General features: G+C 73.7%; 12 protein-coding genes. 6 read left to right on the top strand and 6 right to left on the bottom strand.

Annotated features, from left to right (window positions below):
• Positions 1 to 10 precede the first annotated feature (10 nt).
• Both cofD and ACH4FX_RS03260 read left to right on the top strand, forming a co-directional pair.
• Positions 11 to 967 carry a 2-phospho-L-lactate transferase gene (gene cofD, locus ACH4FX_RS03265; RefSeq protein WP_398474526.1) on the top strand — a complete coding sequence of 319 codons (957 nt, stop codon included), beginning with the start codon at positions 11 to 13 and terminating at the stop codon, positions 965 to 967.
• On the top strand, positions 964 to 2,316 hold the full coding sequence (locus tag ACH4FX_RS03260) for a coenzyme F420-0:L-glutamate ligase (protein WP_398474524.1): 1,353 nt from the start codon (positions 964 to 966) through the stop codon (positions 2,314 to 2,316). The genes cofD and ACH4FX_RS03260 overlap by 4 nt, the downstream gene beginning before the upstream one ends.
• Positions 2,317 to 2,352: 36 nt before the next feature.
• Here the strand turns inward: ACH4FX_RS03260 and ACH4FX_RS03255 are convergent, their stop codons facing one another.
• The 3 genes from ACH4FX_RS03255 to ACH4FX_RS03245 all read right to left on the bottom strand — a co-directional run bounded on the left by ACH4FX_RS03255 (position 2,353) and on the right by ACH4FX_RS03245 (position 5,959).
• Positions 2,353 to 3,267 carry a DNA-3-methyladenine glycosylase family protein gene (locus tag ACH4FX_RS03255; protein WP_398474522.1) on the bottom strand — a complete coding sequence of 305 codons (915 nt, stop codon included), beginning with the start codon at positions 3,265 to 3,267 and terminating at the stop codon, positions 2,353 to 2,355.
• 111 nt (positions 3,268 to 3,378) lie between these two features.
• Positions 3,379 to 4,461: a sugar phosphate nucleotidyltransferase gene (locus tag ACH4FX_RS03250; RefSeq protein WP_398474520.1), complete on the bottom strand. Its 1,083-nt coding sequence runs from the start codon at positions 4,459 to 4,461 to the stop codon at positions 3,379 to 3,381.
• A gap of 73 nt (positions 4,462 to 4,534) precedes the next feature.
• The gene (locus ACH4FX_RS03245) at positions 4,535 to 5,959 is read right to left on the bottom strand and encodes a peptidoglycan recognition protein (protein ID WP_398474518.1); all 1,425 of its coding nucleotides are present in this window, start codon (positions 5,957 to 5,959) and stop codon (positions 4,535 to 4,537) included.
• Between the two features lie 126 nt (positions 5,960 to 6,085).
• Here ACH4FX_RS03245 and ACH4FX_RS03240 point away from each other — a divergent pair, with 126 nt between their 5' ends.
• The 4 genes from ACH4FX_RS03240 to ACH4FX_RS03225 all read left to right on the top strand — a co-directional run bounded on the left by ACH4FX_RS03240 (position 6,086) and on the right by ACH4FX_RS03225 (position 12,443).
• Positions 6,086 to 6,838 carry a TIGR03089 family protein gene (locus ACH4FX_RS03240; RefSeq protein WP_398474516.1) on the top strand — a complete coding sequence of 251 codons (753 nt, stop codon included), beginning with the start codon at positions 6,086 to 6,088 and terminating at the stop codon, positions 6,836 to 6,838.
• A 164-nt stretch (positions 6,839 to 7,002) separates the two neighbouring features.
• A complete protein-coding gene (locus ACH4FX_RS03235; RefSeq protein ID WP_398474514.1) occupies positions 7,003 to 8,292 on the top strand; it encodes an LCP family protein in 1,290 nt (429 codons plus the stop codon).
• Between the two features lie 229 nt (positions 8,293 to 8,521).
• Entirely contained in the window at positions 8,522 to 10,297 is a 1,776-nt protein-coding gene (locus tag ACH4FX_RS03230; protein WP_398474512.1) for an LCP family protein, read from the top strand.
• Positions 10,298 to 10,406: 109 nt separating this feature from the next.
• A complete protein-coding gene (locus ACH4FX_RS03225) occupies positions 10,407 to 12,443 on the top strand; it encodes an LCP family protein (protein WP_398474510.1) in 2,037 nt (678 codons plus the stop codon).
• Here ACH4FX_RS03225 and ACH4FX_RS03220 read toward each other — a convergent pair.
• The 3 genes from ACH4FX_RS03220 to ACH4FX_RS03210 form a co-directional block, all read right to left on the bottom strand.
• Positions 12,431 to 13,540, bottom strand: a complete 1,110-nt coding sequence (locus ACH4FX_RS03220; RefSeq protein WP_398474509.1) for a polyprenyl synthetase family protein — start codon at positions 13,538 to 13,540, stop codon at positions 12,431 to 12,433. The genes ACH4FX_RS03225 and ACH4FX_RS03220 overlap by 13 nt on opposite strands.
• 41 nt (positions 13,541 to 13,581) lie before the next feature.
• Positions 13,582 to 15,069: an MFS transporter gene (locus ACH4FX_RS03215; RefSeq protein WP_398474507.1), complete on the bottom strand. Its 1,488-nt coding sequence runs from the start codon at positions 15,067 to 15,069 to the stop codon at positions 13,582 to 13,584.
• Positions 15,070 to 15,374: 305 nt separating this feature from the next.
• Positions 15,375 to 16,430, bottom strand: a complete 1,056-nt coding sequence (locus ACH4FX_RS03210) for a glycosyltransferase family 2 protein (protein ID WP_398474505.1) — start codon at positions 16,428 to 16,430, stop codon at positions 15,375 to 15,377.
• Positions 16,431 to 16,465: the final 35 nt, after the last annotated feature.

Here is a 16,465-nt window from a genome sequence, read left to right as displayed (position 1 = left end):
TGCTGGGGCCATGCGCATTGTGGTTCTCGCCGGCGGCATCGGCGGCGCCCGCTTCCTGCGGGGTGTGAAAGCAGCGGCGCCGGACGCCGACATCACGGTCATCGGCAACACCGGTGACGACATCCATCTGTTCGGGCTGAAGGTCTGTCCGGACCTCGACACCGTGATGTACACGCTCGGCGGCGGCATCAACGAAGAGCAGGGCTGGGGCCGGGACGGTGAAACCTTCCGGGTGAAGGAGGAGTTGGCGGCCTACGGGGTCGGGCCCGAGTGGTTCGGGCTCGGCGACCGGGACTTCGCCACCCACATCGTCCGTACGCAGATGCTCGGCGCCGGCTACCCGCTCAGCGCGGTGACCGAGGCGCTGTGCGCGCGCTGGCAGCCGGGCGTGCGCCTGCTGCCGATGTCCGACGACCGGGTCGAGACCCACGTCGCCGTGGACATCGACGGCGAGCGCAAGGCCGTCCACTTCCAGGAGTACTGGGTACGGCTGCGCGCCTCGGTCGACGCGCACGCGGTGGTGCCGGTCGGCGCCGACCAGGCCAAGCCCGCGCCCGGCGTGCTGGAAGCCATCGCCGAAGCCGACGTGGTGCTCTTCCCGCCGTCCAACCCGGTGGTGAGCGTCGGCACGATCCTGGCGGTGCCGGGCATCCGCGAGGCGATCGCGGACGCCGGGGTGCCGGTGGTCGGGCTGTCGCCGATCGTCGGGGACGCCCCGGTGCGCGGCATGGCGGACAAGGTGCTGGCCGCGGTCGGCGTCGAGTCCACGGCCGCGGCGGTGGCCGAGCACTACGGCTCCGGACTGCTGGACGGCTGGCTCGTGGACACGGTGGACGCCGCCGCGGTGGCCCGGGTCGAGGAGGCGGGCATCCGCTGCAAGGCCGTACCGCTGATGATGACGGACCTGGACGCGACCGCCGCGATGGCCCGCGAGGCGCTGGCGCTGGCCGAGGAGGTCCGCGCATGAGCGGCCCCGGGCCGGCTCCCGCGTACCGGGTGTGGGCGCTGCCCGGCATTCCCGAGGTGCGGGCCGGTGACGACCTCGCCAAGGTCATCGCGGCCGCGGCGACCGCCGACGGGCTGCCCGGCCTGGCCGACGGCGACGTGCTGCTGGTGACCTCGAAGATCGTCAGCAAGGCCGAGGGCCGGATCATGGAGGCCGCCGACCGCGAGGCGGCCATCGACCAGGAGTCGGTACGGGTCGTGGCGCGCCGCGGCACGCTGCGCATCGTGGAGAACCGGCAGGGCCTGGTGATGGCGGCGGCGGGCGTGGACGCGTCCAACACCCCGGCCGGGACGGTGCTGTTGCTCCCCGAGGACCCGGACGCCTCGGCCCGCGCGATCCGCGACGGGCTGCGGGCCGCCCTCGGTGTGCGCGTCGGCGTCGTCGTCAGCGACACCTTCGGGCGGCCGTGGCGCAGCGGGCTGACCGATGTCGCGATCGGCGCGGCCGGGGTGCGGGTGCTGGACGACCTGCGCGGCGGCGTGGACGCGTACGGCAACCCGCTCAGCGCGACCGTGGTCGCCACCGCGGACGAACTGGCCGCGGCGGGCGACCTGGTGAAGGGCAAGGCGGCCGGGCTGCCGGTCGCGGTGGTCCGCGGGCTCCCCCATGTGGTGCGCGAGGACGGTACGGACGGAGCCGGCGACGGGCCCGACACGGGCGCCCGGGAACTGGTCCGCGGGGCCGAGAGCGACATGTTCCGGCTGGGCACCTCGGAGGCCGTACGGGAAGCGGTGACCCTGCGGCGTACGGTCCGCGAGTTCACCGACGCGCCGGTGGACCCCGGTGCGGTGCGGCGCGCGGTCGCCGCCGCGGTCACCGCGCCCGCGCCGCACCACACCACGCCCTGGCGGTTCGTCCTGCTGGAGTCGGCGGACGCGCGTACGGAGCTACTGGACGCGATGCGGGACGCGTGGATCGCCGATCTGCGCGGGGACGGCTTCAGCGAGGAGTCGATCGCCAAGCGGGTGCGCCGGGGCGACGTCCTGCGCAACGCTCCGTACCTGGTCGTGCCGTGCCTGGTGATGGACGGTGCGCACACGTATCCGGACGCGCGGCGCAACGCGGCCGAGCGGGAGATGTTCGTCGTCGCGGGCGGCGCGGGCATCCAGAACTTCCTGGTCGCGCTGGCCGGGGAGCGGCTGGGGTCGGCGTGGGTGTCCTCGACGATGTTCTGCCGCGACGTCGTACGGGAGGTGCTGGACCTGCCGGCGGACTGGGATCCGATGGGCGCGGTGGCCGTGGGCCACGCGGCGGCGCCGCCCCGGCCGCGTCCGCCGCGCCCGGGTGAGGACTTCGTGGTGGTGCGCTGAGCGCCCGTACGGCGCCGGGGCCGCGGCCCGCCGTCGCTACAGCCGCGCGATGTCCCCGACGGGGAAGCGCGGGGCACGGCGCGGCGGGGTGCGGCCCGCCAGCAGGATGAATCGGGCGGCGCGGTGCCGCTGTCCCGCGTAGGGGGCGAGCAGGTCGAGCATCTGTTCATCGGTACCGTCGCGCCGCCCGGTCAGCGCGTAGCCGACGATGCGCGGCAGGTGCAGGTCGCCGACGGTGATCGCGTCGGGCGCGCCGTTGGAGCGCTGGAGCGCCTCGGCGGCCGTCCACGGGCCGATGCCCTGGACCAGCTGGAGCCGGTGCAGGGCGTCCGGCAGGTCCATGGCCGCGGCCTCTTCGAGGCGGCGGGCGACGCGTACGGCGCGCAGGATCGTGGCCGAACGCTTGTGGTCGACGCCCGCGCGGTGCCACTCCCAGGACGGGATCTGCGCCCAGCCGCGCGGATCGGGCATCACGCGCAGCCGGTCCCAGGGTCCGGGCGCTCGCTCGCCGTGCCGCTGGAGGAGCAGGCGCCAGGCGCGGTACGCCTCGTCGGCGGTGACCTTCTGCTCCAGGACCGAGGGGATCAGCGACTCCAGGACCAGGCCGGTGCGGGCCAGCCGGACACCGGGGTGGCGGCGGTGCGCTTCGTGGACGAGGCGGTGCCGCGGGGTGAAGGCCGCCGGGTCGTCGTCCGCGCCCAGCAGGGCGGGCAGTCCGTCGAGCAGCCAGTCGGCCCCCGGCCCCCATGCCTCGGCCTCGACCTCCCCGGTGCCGGGCCGCGCCCGTACGCACAGGGTGCCCGGGCCCTGCGGCGTGCGGCTGGCCCGCCAGACGGCGCCGTCCGCCACCCGGAAGGCCGGGTCGCCGGGGCCGCGCCCGAGCACACCGAGGGTGCGGTGCAGGTCGTACGGGCCGGACGGGGCCCAGGTGCGGCGGCGGGGGGCGGGCATCCGGCCAGGGTAAGCGATGCGGACGCGCGGTGGCGGGGCCCTGGGGTCCGGAGGGGCGGCGCCCTCCGGCCGTACCCGGCCCTGTGGCTCAGCGGTCCCCGGTCCTCCGGTCTACTGGTCCGACGAGAAGCGGACCGACGCCTCGGGTATCTCGGCGCCGCACCACACCCGTATGCCGTCGCGCAGCTCGTTGTCGGCTCCGATGACCGCGCCGTCGCCGATGACCGCGCCCTCCAGCACCGTACGGGCGCCGATCCGGGCCCCGGCGCCGATCAGCGAGCCGTGGACGCGGGCGCCCGGCTCGACGACGGCGCCCTCCAGGACCGTGCTGCCGTCGATGCGCGCGCCCGCGCCGATCCGGGCCCGGGCGCCGATGGACGTACCGCCGGTGAGCTTGGCGTCCGGGGCCACGTCGGCGGTGTCCAGCACCAGCCGGTCGCCGCAGCGGCCGGGAACGGCCGGGGACGGCGCGCGGCCCAGCACCAGGTCGGCGGAGCCGCGGACGAAGGCGTGCGGGGTGCCCAGGTCGAGCCAGTAGGTGGAGTCGACCATGCCCTGGAGGTGGGCGCCGTCCGCCAGCAGGCCGGGGAAGGTCTCGCGCTCGACGGAGACCGGGCGGCCGGCGGGGATGGTGTCGATGACCGAGCGGTCGAAGACATAGGCGCCCGCGTTGATCTGGTCGGTGACGATCTCCTCGGGCGTCTGCGGCTTCTCCAGGAAGGCGGTGACCCGGCCGGTGGCGTCGGTGGGCACCAGGCCGAAGGCGCGCGGGTCGGCGACCTTGGTCAGGTGCAGCGAGACATCGGCGCCGGTGGTGCGGTGGGTGTCCACCAGGGCCTCGATGTCCAGTCCGGTGAGGATGTCGCCGTTGAAGATCAGGACCGGGTCGCCGGGCGCCGAGTGCAGGCGGGAGGCGACGTTGCGGATGGCGCCGCCGGTGCCCAGCGGCTCCTCCTCGGTGACGTACTCCAGGTGCAGGCCGAGCGCGGACCCGTCGCCGAAGTACGGCTCGAAGACCTCGGCGAGGTAGGAGGTGGCCAGCACGATGTGCTCCACCCCCGCGGCGCGGGCGCGCGCCAGCTGGTGGGTGAGGAAGGGGACACCGGCGGCCGGGACCATGGGCTTGGGCGTGTGCACCGTCAGCGGGCGCAGTCGGGTGCCCTTGCCGCCGACCAGGAGGATCGCTTCTGTCACCTTGTCTTCTCTGCTTCCTGCTGGGGTCGGCCGGTCGGCGGACCAGTGTAGGCAGACGCTTTCGAACGGACTTTCAGCGGCCCTGGAGGCGCGCCGCGGAACTGCGTACGGTGCCGAGCTTGCGGTAGAGACGCTCACCGGGGCATTCGGTGGAGAAACCGTCCCGGTGGCCCGAGATGACGTGCAGCCTAGCCCGGGTCCCCTTCTCGAACCGATTGCCGCCGCCGGAAACTAGGGAAGTTGTGGCTCGCGGGTCCACGCCGTACAACCCGAGTTTCCACGCCGTCAGCTTCGCCGCCGCGGAAAGCGCGGAGGTTGGCGGATTTGCATTCTCGAACGTCCCGAGGACGGCGATGCCCATGCTGTTCTCGTTGAATCCGCGGGTGTGCGCGCCCATCACCGGCTTGGCTACGCCGCCCGCGCGGCCTTCGTAGATGGTGCCGCACTTGTCGATGAGGAAGTTGTAGCCGATGTCCCGCCAGCCGCTGCTCTTGACGTGGAAGCGGTAGATGCTGCGCAGGACGGCGGGGGCCTGCCTGCACGTGTAGTGGTTGCCGGTCGCGCTGTGGTGGACGAAGGCCGCCTTGACGGTCCTGGTGTAGGCGAACTTCCGCTCGCGCAGCTTCTCGTCGGCGCCCCAGCCCGCCCGGGTGACGATGGCCGGGCGCGGCCCGACGTGGGAGCGGGGGGCGGTGGGCCGGGAGGTGGTGCCGGGGCTCGGGGTGCCGGGGCGGCTCACGGACTCGTCGTCGTCATCGCCGGGGGCGGGCTTCGTGTTCAGCGCCGGGATGCGGAAGACGCCGAGCAGGGCGTCGAGGGCGGAGCCGACGGTACCGGTGCCACCGGGCGGCGTCGGACGGCCGCCGTCGGCCACCCGTTCGCCGGTACGCGCCGCGCGCACCTGGGGGGTGTCCTTGCCGGGGTCGACGAGTTCGAGGTGCATCCCGGCCGGCAGCGCCCGGCGCGCCCGCGCGCGGCCGTCGCCGCCGTGCTCCGGGACGACGCGCAGTTCCACGGCGTCGGAGGCGCCGACCCACAGGGGCGCGCTGCTGCCCCGCACGGAGGCGCCGTGCCGTTCGGCGGAGCGCGGGTCGGGCGCGTCGTCGTCGTGGGCCTGGATGTCCTGCCAGCCGGACCAGCCGGTGCCGCCGGCCGGGCGGGTGCGGACCTGGACGTGGCCGTGCAGTCGGGCCGCCGGGTCGTCCCAGACGACGCCGACCAGTGAGAACGGGGCGACGCCGTACGCGGCCAGGCCCTGGGCACCGGGTGCCGCGCCGCGGTCCGAGGTCCGCAGGGGGCGCAGCGGGAGGGAGCGGGTGCTGCCGGGGATGCCGGCGGGGGCGGCCCGTCCGGACGGTGCGGCGGCCGGTGCGTGGGCCGCGGCGGGGGTGGAGCCGCCGGTGCGCCCGGGGGCGGTCGCGCCGGCGGGGAGGGCGAGCGGGAGGGAGAGGGCGGCGGCGCATGTCACGGCGATCGAGGTAGCAAGAATGGCACGCATGAAGAAAGCGTGAACGAATGGGACATAACATGCCATTCGTAATCTGACGGCGCGTCGGCCCGGCCGGCGGTCGGCCGCCCGCCGTCCGGCTGACCGCCGGCCGCCCCCGCGCGTACCCTGACGCCGATGAACACCACCGATCGCACCCCCGCCGACCTGCTGCGTTCCGCGCTCGCCGCGGACCCGGCCCGGCCCCTCGTGACCTTCTACGACGACGCCACCGGCGAGCGCGTGGAACTGTCCGTGGCCACCTTCGCCAATTGGGTGGCGAAGACCGCCAACTACCTCCAGGGCGACCTGGCAGCCGAGCCCGGCGACCGGCTGGCGCTGCTGCTGCCCGCCCACTGGCAGACCGCCGTCTGGCTGCTGGCCTGCTCCTCGGTCGGCGTCGTCGCCGACGTCGGCGGCGACCCGGCGGCGGCCGGCCTCGTCGTGAGCGGCCCGGACACACTGGAGGAGGCGCGCGCCTGCACGGGCGAGCGGGTCGCGCTGGCGCTGCGCCCGCTGGGCGGCCGTTTCCCGCAGCCGCCGCAGGGCTTCGCGGACTACGCGGTCGAGGTGCCGGGGCAGGGCGACCAGTTCGCACCGTACGTGCCGGTCTCCCCGCAGGACCCGGCGCTCGCCGTGGACGGCCGGGAGCTGACCGGCGCCGAGGCCGTGGCGGCGGCGCTGGCCGACGCCGCGGAGCGCGGGCTGTCCGATGGTTCCCGGCTGCTGTCCGGCCTGCCGTACGACACCTGGGCGGGCCTGTCCGCCGGGCTGCTGGCCCCGCTCGCCGCGGGCGGGTCGGTCGTCCTGTGCCGCAACCTGGACCGGCTGGACGCGGACCGCCTGGCCCAGCGCGAGGAGAGCGAGCGGGTCACGCACCGCGCGCTCTGAAGATCCCCCGTCCGGCGGACGCCCGGCCCTCCGTGAGGGGCCGAGCCGCGCCGCGCGGGCCATGATCTTGGGGTACGGACGTCCTTGCGCGGGTCCGCACATCCGGCCTCCGGAGCCGGCCCGCGCGGGCGCGACGCCGACTCCGGAGGGATGGGGACGCACACGTGACCGACAGCCCGGAGCACCCTTCCGGCCCGCAGGGACCCGCCGGCCGGGCCGGTGCGCCCGCGGGCCCGCCCGCCGCCCCGCCGCTGGACCTCACGGCGGAGAGCGGCGCGACGGCCGCCGGTCCGCGGCCGGGCCGGCGGTGGCTGCGCTGGACCGCCGTCGGGCTCTCCGTGCTGGTGCTGGGCCTGGCCGGGGCCGGCTGGCTGCTCTACAACAAGCTGGACGGCAACATCCGTAGCGACCCGGACACCCGCAACGAGCTGGAGAAGTACGAGGCCGAGCGGCCGAAGTCGGAGCCCGGCGGCGCGGAGAACGTCCTGCTGATCGGCTCCGACCGGCGCTCCGGGGAGAACAACGGCAAGTACGGCGCGGACAACGGCACCCAGCGCTCGGACACCACGATCCTGCTGCACGCGGCGGCGGACCGCAGAAGCGCGACGGCGGTCAGCATCCCGCGCGACCTGATGGTGCTGCTTCCCGGGTGCAAGCGTTCCGACGGAAAGCAGTCGGTGCCGCAATTCAACCCGTTCAACTGGGCGTTCGAGTTCGCGGGCGCGGCCTGCACGATCCGTACGGTCGAGAAGATGACCGGCATTCGCATCGATCACCACATGATCGTGGACTTCACCGGGTTCAAGAAAATGGTGGACGCGGTGGACGGTGTGGATGTCTGCCTGGAGCGGCCGGTCAATGACGACGAGGCACATCTGCGGCTGCCGGCCGGCTGGCAGACGCTGCGCGGCGAGGAGGCGCTCGGTTACGTACGGGCCCGCAAGAGCCTCGGCGACGGCAGCGACACCCAGCGCATGGAACGCCAGCAGCAGTTCCTCGCGGCGCTGGTGAACAAGGTCCAGAGCAATGGCGTCCTGCTCAATCCGGGCCGGCTCTACCCGCTGCTGGACGCCGCGACGAGTTCCCTGACCACCGACGAGGATCTGGCGTCGCTGCGCGGTCTGTACGAATGGGTCCGCGGTATGCGCAGCATTCCGACCGAGAAGGTGCAGTTCCTGACCGTGCCGCGGCAGGAGTACCGCTTCGACGCGGACCGCGACGAACTCGTCCAGCCGGACGCGGAACGCCTCTTCCGGCAGCTGGGCAAGGACCGCCCGGTGACCGTCCGGCCCGCTTCCGCGCCCGCCTCCCCCACGCCCACGGCCTCCCCCGGGCCGGGTCCGGCAGCCGGGCCGCGTGAAGATTCCGCAAATGACTCCGCGAACGGTTCGCCTTCTCCGACCGGGACGCCGACGTTCCGGGGAACCACCGCAGAGCGCGGGATCTGCCGATAAAAGCTCCGCAAAGGTACGCTCGGCTGCTCGAAAGCTGTCGAAAGGTTGGGGTGAATTGCCCAGTTGTAGGGGAGTGGAATTTGTCACGGGCGTCGCTCGACGCTGAACTGGGCGGATAGTGTGAGCGATCCGGTCCGCACGACCAGGCTGACCGCGCATTGCACAACCGACCGACCGAGCGCCTTGAGGGGGAGGCGCCGCGTGGCACCGACGGAGGACACAAGGCACCGTGGACGCGCAAGGCCGTGGGCGAGCGGACGACTTCGACCCCGCTGATCAGTGGGTGTTCGATCCCAACACCGGCAACTACGAGCTGCGGCTGGACCCGGCCGGCGCTCCGGCACCGCAGCCGGCCGACCGCGGGACTCCGGCGCCCGGACGCGGCAGCGGCCCGGCCCGGCCCGAGGGGGGCCGCGGCGCCCGGGGCCCCGGCAACGGCACAGGGCAAAACGGTTCTGGACGCGGTGCGACACGCCAGGACGGCGACACCCGCGAGCTGCCGGCCCAGCGCGACCGGCGGGCCGGGAGCCGGTCCGCGCCCGGTGGCGGCGCCCCGGCCAGCCGCCGTAAGCCCAAGCCGAAGAAGACCGCCAAGAAGAAGGCGCTCTACTGGACATCCGGCGCGCTCGGCTTCGTCCTCGTCGCGGGCTGCGGCGGTGCGTTCTACCTCTACCAGCAGCTGAACGGGAACATCTCCAAGGTCGACGTCGGCAAGGAGAACCCGGCGGTCAAGGACGGCCCGGTCAACATCCTCGTCATCGGCACGGACGCCCGCTCCGGGAAGGGCAACCAGGGCTACGGCGACTCGGGCAGCGTGGGCCACGCGGACACCACGATCCTGATGCACATCTCCAAGGACCGCTCCAACGCGACGGCCCTGAGCATCCCCCGTGACATGATCACCGACATTCCGGACTGCCCGACCAAGAAGGACGGCACGACCCGGACGATCCCCGGCGAGCGCAACGTCCGCTTCAACACGAGCCTGGGCCAGGAGGACCGCGACCCCGGCTGCACCTGGCGCACCGTGGAGAAGATGACCGGCCTGTCCATAGATCACTTCATGATGGCCGACTTCAACGCGGTCAAGGAGCTGTCGGAGGCGGTGGACGGCGTGGAGGTGTGCGCCGCGAAGCCGATCGACGACCCGAAGTCCCATCTGCACCTGCCCGCGGGCAAGAGCGTCGTCAAGGGCGAGCAGGCGCTGGCGTTCGTCCGTACCCGGCACTCCGTCGGCACCGGCAGCGACCTGAGCCGGATCAAGCTCCAGCAGCAGTTCATCAGCTCGATGATCCGCAAGATGAAGTCCGGCGACACCCTCACCAGCGTGCCCAAGCTCTACGACCTGGCCCAGGCCGCCACCAAGGCGCTGACCGTGGACACCGGGATCGGCAGCGCGGGCAAGCTCGTGGACCTCGCCAAGGACCTCAGCCGGGTCGACATCAAGAACATCACTTTCGCCACAGTGCCCGTCCTGGACAACCCGAAGGACCGTGCGACCGTCGTACTGGACGAGGCGAAGGCCGAGCCGCTGTTCCAGATGATCCGCGCCGACCATTCGCTGTCCAAGACCGAGGAGAAGAAGAAGGGCAAGGGCACGTCGGACGACAAGCAGGTTCCCAAGGCGCCGGCCGACCAGGTCCGGGTCGATGTCAGCAACGGCGGCGGGCCGATCGGGGCCGCCCAGGAGACGGTGGACTGGCTGCAGAACAGCAAGGCCGCGAAGCTGTCGACGAACGCCGGCAACGCGCCGACGAAGCTGGCCGCGACCCGGCTGGAGTACGCGCCCAACCAGGCCGACCAGGCCGCCACCCTGGCCGCCTGGATGGGCCTGCCCAAGAGCGCGCTGAAGAAGACCACCGCGGACGCGGGGCCCAAGGTCCCGATGAAGCTGATTCTGGGCAAGGACTTCCAGGGAGCCGGCAAGTCGATCGAGGCGCCGACGAAGACGCCGGACGGCGTGCAGAACGTGAACGCCGACGACAAGAACATCTGCGCCAAGTAGCCGGACACCGGCCGGGCCCCGCCCGCCGGACCACGGCTGCACGGGGCAGCCGAACGACCAAGCGAGCCCCGGCCGCCGTGACCGGCGCCGACCGACGGGGGAGAACCCAATGCGGCAGAGCAGCGTGCGCGGTGACGGACCGCGCCGGCGCCGGCCCGACGCCAAGGATCTGGGCTGGGACGACAGCCTGTACGAGGAGCAGGGGAACGGGGCGGCCGGAGCCGGCCGTACGGGGGCTGCGGACGCCGCGGACGCCCCCGCTCCGGATGCCCCTGTTCCGGACGCCCCTGCTCCGGACGCTGCTGTTCCGGGCATCACCGGTGCGCCGGTGGGCGGTGGTACGCCGGTGACCGGTGGAACGCCCGTGGCCGGTGGAACGCCCGTGGCCGGTGGCGGCGTGGCTGCCACGCCGCCGGTGATCACCGGTGGGGTGTCCGGGCCGCCCGGGATCACCGGCGGCGTCGCGGGTCCGGCCACCGGGAGCGGCTCCGGTACGGTCCCGGCACCGGCCACCCCGGCCGCGGCCACCAGCGCCACCGCCACGAAGGACGCGGCGGACCCCGCCGCGCCCCCGGCCGACCCCGCCGACCCCGCCGCGCCCGGCGTCCCCGACGGAACCGAGCCCACCGCCAAGGGCACGCGCCGCGCCAGGAAACCGCGCAGCAAGGGCCGGCGCGTGCTGCGCTGGAGTGCGATAACCCTGGCCGTGCTGATAGTGGGCACGGCCGGCGCCGGTTACTGGTACTACCAGCACCTCAACGGCAACCTCCGCAAGGACGCCCTGGACCTGGGCTCCGGCGGCCTGGAGAAGCCCGAGCCGAACGCCTTCGGGCAGACCCCGCTGAACATCCTGCTGCTCGGCTCGGACGGCCGGAACAGCGAGAAGAACATCGAACTCGGCGGCGCCCGCCAGGACGCGGACCGCAAGCCACTGGCGGACGTGCAGATGCTGCTGCACGTCTCCGCCGACCGCAGCAACATGTCGGTCATCTCGATCCCCCGCGACACCCGCGTGACGATCCCGAAGTGCACCGACCCGGACGACGGCAAGGTCTACCCGCAGACCACCGCGGCCATCAACACCTCGCTCCAGCACGGCGGCCCCGGCTGCACGGTCGCCACCTGGAAGGAGCTGACCGGCATCTACATCGACCACTTCATGATGGTCGACTTCGCGGGCGTGGTGGACATGGCGGACGCCATCGGCGGCGTCCCCGTGTGTGTGGACAAGAACATCTACTCGCACGACAAGAAGGGCCACGGCAGCGGGCTGAAGCTGACCGCGGGCACCCACTCGGTCAAGGGCGTGCAGGCCCTCCAGTGGCTGCGCACCCGGTACGGCTTCGAGGACAACACCGACATCGGCCGGGCCAAGGCCCAGCACATGTACATGAATTCGATGGTCCGCGAGCTGAAGGCGGGCACCAAGCTCACCGACCCGATGAAGCTGCGCGACCTGGCCGAGGCCGCCACCAAGGCGCTGACCGTGGACGAGGGCCTGGGCAGCGTCAAGAAGCTGTACGACCTCGGCGGCGACCTCCAGCGGGTGCCGACCGAGCGGATCACCATGGTCACCATGCCGTGGCAGTACGCGGCGGGCGGCGAGTACGTCGTACCCAAGCCCGGTGACGCCGAGCAGACCTTCTCCCTCGTGCGCAACGACACCGCGCTGGACGGCAAGGACACGAAGAAAAAGAAGCCGGCCCCCGACCCGAAGCCGACGACCGCCAAGGACAAGCTGGACGTCATCGTCCAGAACGGCACCAACAGCACGGTCCGCGGCCCGGTCTCCGGCCGTGCCAACGTGATCCAGGACCGACTGGTGTCCCTCGGCTACACCGGCGCCTCCACGGACTCCCGCCTCACCAGCCAGGCCGACACCACGATCACCTACCCGGCCAAGGAGGGGCGCGGCGACGCCCTCGCGCTCGCCCAGGCCCTCGGCCTGCCCAAGGACGCGGTCAAGGAGTCCAGCGCGGCCACCCGGCTGCGGCTGGTGATCGGCAACGACTGGCGCCGGGGGACGGCGTTCCCGAAGCCGCCGGCCGAGAAGAAGGAGGCCGACAAGGCACCGGAGAGCGCCGACGCCCTCAACGGCGAGGACAAGAAGGCGTGCATGAAGGTGAACCCCGCCTACACCTTCTGACCGGACCGGTCCCGCACGCGGGTGACCGGCACCACCGGGCCCGGGGGCAGGGTGCAGTGCGCGCCGTGCGGGCCCGCCGGGGCGATGGCGTACGCGGTGGTCCGTACCTCGTCGTCGACGCGCCGGTGCAGACAGGCGGTGAACGGCGAGTCGGGGGCCAGGGACTCCAGCAGGGCGTGGGCGTGCTGGTGGATGTCCGCGAGAAAGCGCTGGTACGGGACGAGCACCTCCGGGTCGAGCATCATGGCGGCCAGCTGCCGGCGGTCGGCGGCCGACTCGGCGGCCCGGCCGAGGAGTTCCACGGCGCGCTCCCTGGCCGCTTCGGGGGCCGAGTGCAGCAGCTGAACCAGCAGATAGGTGGCGGTCCGGTTGCCGAGGTCCTCGTTGTGGCCAGAGCGCAGGTCGTCCTCGTCGTTGCGGAACTGCGCGAGCAGGCCGACGGCCTGGCCGAACTCGCCCCAGGCGGCGGCCCGCGGGTCGTCGGCGCCGTCCGCGCCGAGCGCGAGGCGGGCCGCCATGGTGGCGGCCATGGCGTAGACCGAGCCGCTCTTGTGCCGGTAGACGGTCAGCACCTCTTCGGGGCTGGTCCCCGTCGGCGAGCCGAGGATGTCGCCGACCTGCCCGTCGCAGGCGGCGGTCCAGCCGTCCAGGAAGTCGGCGGTCAGGCGCTCGCGCAGCGGCGCGGACACCGGCAGCGCGGCCAGCGCGCGCAGCGGCAGGGCGTAGCCGCATTCCAGGGCGGCGGTCAGCACGGCGCCCGGATCGCCCCCGTACAGCAGCCGGGAGCCCAGGTCGCCGTCCGACACGTCGTCGAAGGTGTTGGCGGCCCGCCACCACAGGGCGTGCACCCCCGCCACCGGCACGGCCGGCTCCAGGCTGCCTTCGATCGCGCCGTGCACCAGGAGCGGCAGCGCGCATTCGAGGGGGGTGCGCCGGCCGTCGGCGACGAGCCGTTCGAGGGCGGGGCGCAGATGCGCGTACCGGGGCCGGTAGTCGTCGAGGAGCCCGGCCAGGTACTGCCGTACCCGCGGGACGGCTTCGGCGAGCCGGTCTTCGGGGCTCGGCCGCACGGCGGCGGGCGGGGGATGAGGGGACAAGCGTGGCTCCGTACGGTCAGGGGGCAGAGCGCCTTGCGGCGTCACATCCGGAGGTCGCCCGTCGGCGTACCGGGGGCGTGCTCGTGGCGGCCGGCGGGCGCGGCGGCCCGGGGCAGGTCGCGGGCGAGGACGCCGGCGGCGGCCGACGTCGTGGTCAGTGCGGCGGTGGTGACCGCGAAGGCGCCGACGACGTCGGCCGTGGCGCGCACCTGGGCGAAGAAGAGGAAGCCGAAGACGCACACACCGAGCGCGGCGCCGAGCTGCTGGGCCGTGGCGACGACGCCGGACGCCGCGCCCGCGACGGTGTCCGGCACGGTCCGCAGGGTCACGGACAGGGCCGGGGTGACGCACAGGCCCAGCGCGGCGCCGACGGCGCAGACCGCGCCGATCAGCAGGCGCGGGTCGTCGCCGAGGGAGGCCGCGGCGCAGCCCGCGTAGGAGGCGGTGGCGGCGATCGAGGCCAGGACCAGCAGCCGGGTCTCCGCGCCGCGGGCGAGCCGCGGCGCCAGCAGCGAACCGGCCGCGAAGGCGACCGCCGCCGGGGCCATGCCCGCTCCCGTGGCCAACGGGCTCCAGTCGAAGCCGCGTTGCAGCAGCAGGCCGAGCGTCAGCACGAACGCGCTGAGGCCGCAGTTGACGAGGACGATCAGCGCGATGCCGTGACGGAAGCCGCCGAGCCCTAGCAGCACCGGCGGGACGAGCGGGGCGCCGCCCCGCTCGTCCAGGGCGCGTTCATGGCGCAGGAAGCAGGCCGCGACCGGGACCGAGGCGGCCAGGCAGGCCGGTCCCCACCACACCATGCCGGCCGCGCCGCCCGCCACCAGCGGCACGACGAACAGCCCGAGCGCGCCCGCGGCGAGGCCGATGCCCGGCAGATCGGCGCGCACCGGGCCGTGCCGTACGGGGCGCCGTACGCGGTGCCATACGAGGTGCCGGACGGGGCTCCGTACGCCGTGCGGTACGGGGCGCCGAACACCCGCGGCCCACGGCAGGAGGGTGAGCGCCAGGACGCCCACCGGCACGTTGACGAGGAAGACGGCGCGCCACCCCAGCCCGAGGACGTCGGCCGACAGCAGCCAGCCGCCCAGCAGTTGGCCGCCGATGGCGCCGAGCCCCATCACCGCGCCGATCGCGGCGTACGCCCGGCGCTGCGCCGCGCCGGTGAACAGGGTCTGCGCCGCCCGGTAGACCTGCGGCACCATCAGCGCCGTACCGGCGCCCTGGACCATCCGCGCCACGACCAGGACGGCCGTGACGGGCGCCGCGCCGCAGGCGACCGACGCGCCGGTGAAGACGGCCATGCCGAGGCCGAAGACCCGCAGCGGGCCCAGCGCGTCGCCCAGCCGGCCGCCGGCGGCCAGACCGAGGGCATAGACCAACTGGTAGCCGGCGAGGACCAGTTGCTGCTGGCCGCCGTCCGCCCCGAGGTCCCGCTCCAGCGCGGGCATCGCCACCACCACGATGAAGACATCGAGGTTGGCCAGGAAGGTGCCGCACAGCAGGACAACCAGCGCCGCCCAGGGACGCACGGGGGCACCTCCAGCCGGTCGCCGAGCACGATACGTGATGATCGAGACACGTATCGTAACCACGAGGGCGCGCCTGTGCCCAGCCCGTTCCCACGGTAGGGACGGGAGGGACGGATGGTGCGGTTGAGGCGGTACGCGGGTGGGTGCGGGGCGGTGGGCGTACGGGAGGGACAGCGGGGCGTACGTGTACGGGAGCGGCGGAGCGGTACGCGTACGGAGGCAGCGGGGCGGTACGCGTCGGCGCCCGTACACGTCGGTCGTACGGGCGCCGGGCGCGCGTCAGGAGGCGGTGCGGACCGCCGGGCTCACTCGGCCGCGGCCGGGCGCGGGGCCGTGACCGCCGGGCGGCGGCTGGCGATGACCTTCTTGGCCAGCGACCGCGGGCTGGTCAGGAAGCCCCAGCCCCAGGACATGTGCATGGTCGCCAGGGCGACCGGGATCTGGGCGCGGGCCTTCAGCGGCAGCCCCTTGCCCGCCGGGACCGAGCCCGCCGTGATGGCGGCCAGGTAACCGGCCGGGACGGCGAAGCCCCAGGGCGTGACGAAGGCGCCGACCACCGCGCCCGCCGCGATGGCGCACACGGCGGCCGGCGGCGCCAGGTACCGCAGGTTGATCGAACCGGAGTGGTAGCGGGCCACGACGTGGCGCCAGCGCCCGTAGTCCTTGTACTGCTTGGCGAGCGCCTTCACGCTCGGCCGCGGCCGGTAGCTGACCCGCAGCTCCGGCGAGAACCAGATCTGCCCGCCCGCCTCGCGGATGCGGAAGTTCAGCTCCCAGTCCTGGGCGCGGATGAACTCCTCGTTGTAGCCGCCCTGCTGCTCCAGCGCCTCGCGCCGGAAGACGCCCAGGTAGACCGTTTCGGCCGGACCGGCCGTACCGCCCGTGTGGAACGCGGCGTTGCCCACACCGATCTTGGCGGTCATCGCGGCGGCCACCGCGTCCTCCCACGCGTTCTCGCCCTCGGCGTGCATGATGCCGCCGACGTTCTGCGCGCCGGTCTCCTCCAGGAGGCGGACCGCGGTCGCGATGTAGCCCGGCGAGAGCATCCCGTGGCCGTCGACGCGCACCACGACGGGGTGGCGGGACGCCTTGATCGCCGCGTTCAGGGCGGCCGGGGTGCGGCCGGTGGGATTGGGCACGGTCAGCACGCGGCGCTCGCCGGAGGCGTTCTCGGCGACCAGCTCGGCGGCGATCTCGTCGGTACGGTCCGTCGACGGCCCCAGCGCGATCACCACCTCCATCTCGCCGGCGTAGTCCTGCTCCAGGATGTGCTGGACCGAGCTGCGCAGATGACGTTCCTCATTGAGCACCGGCATGATCACGGAGACGGCCGGGGGCTGCTGCGGGGGCGTGGCGTTCATCGCGGTCACGTTACCGCGTATGGGGGACGGGGGCC

The organism is Streptomyces sp. NPDC018019 (assembly GCF_044327805.1).
Lineage (GTDB): Bacteria > Actinomycetota > Actinomycetes > Streptomycetales > Streptomycetaceae > Streptomyces.
This window is presented reverse-complemented; position numbering and strand designations above follow the sequence as displayed.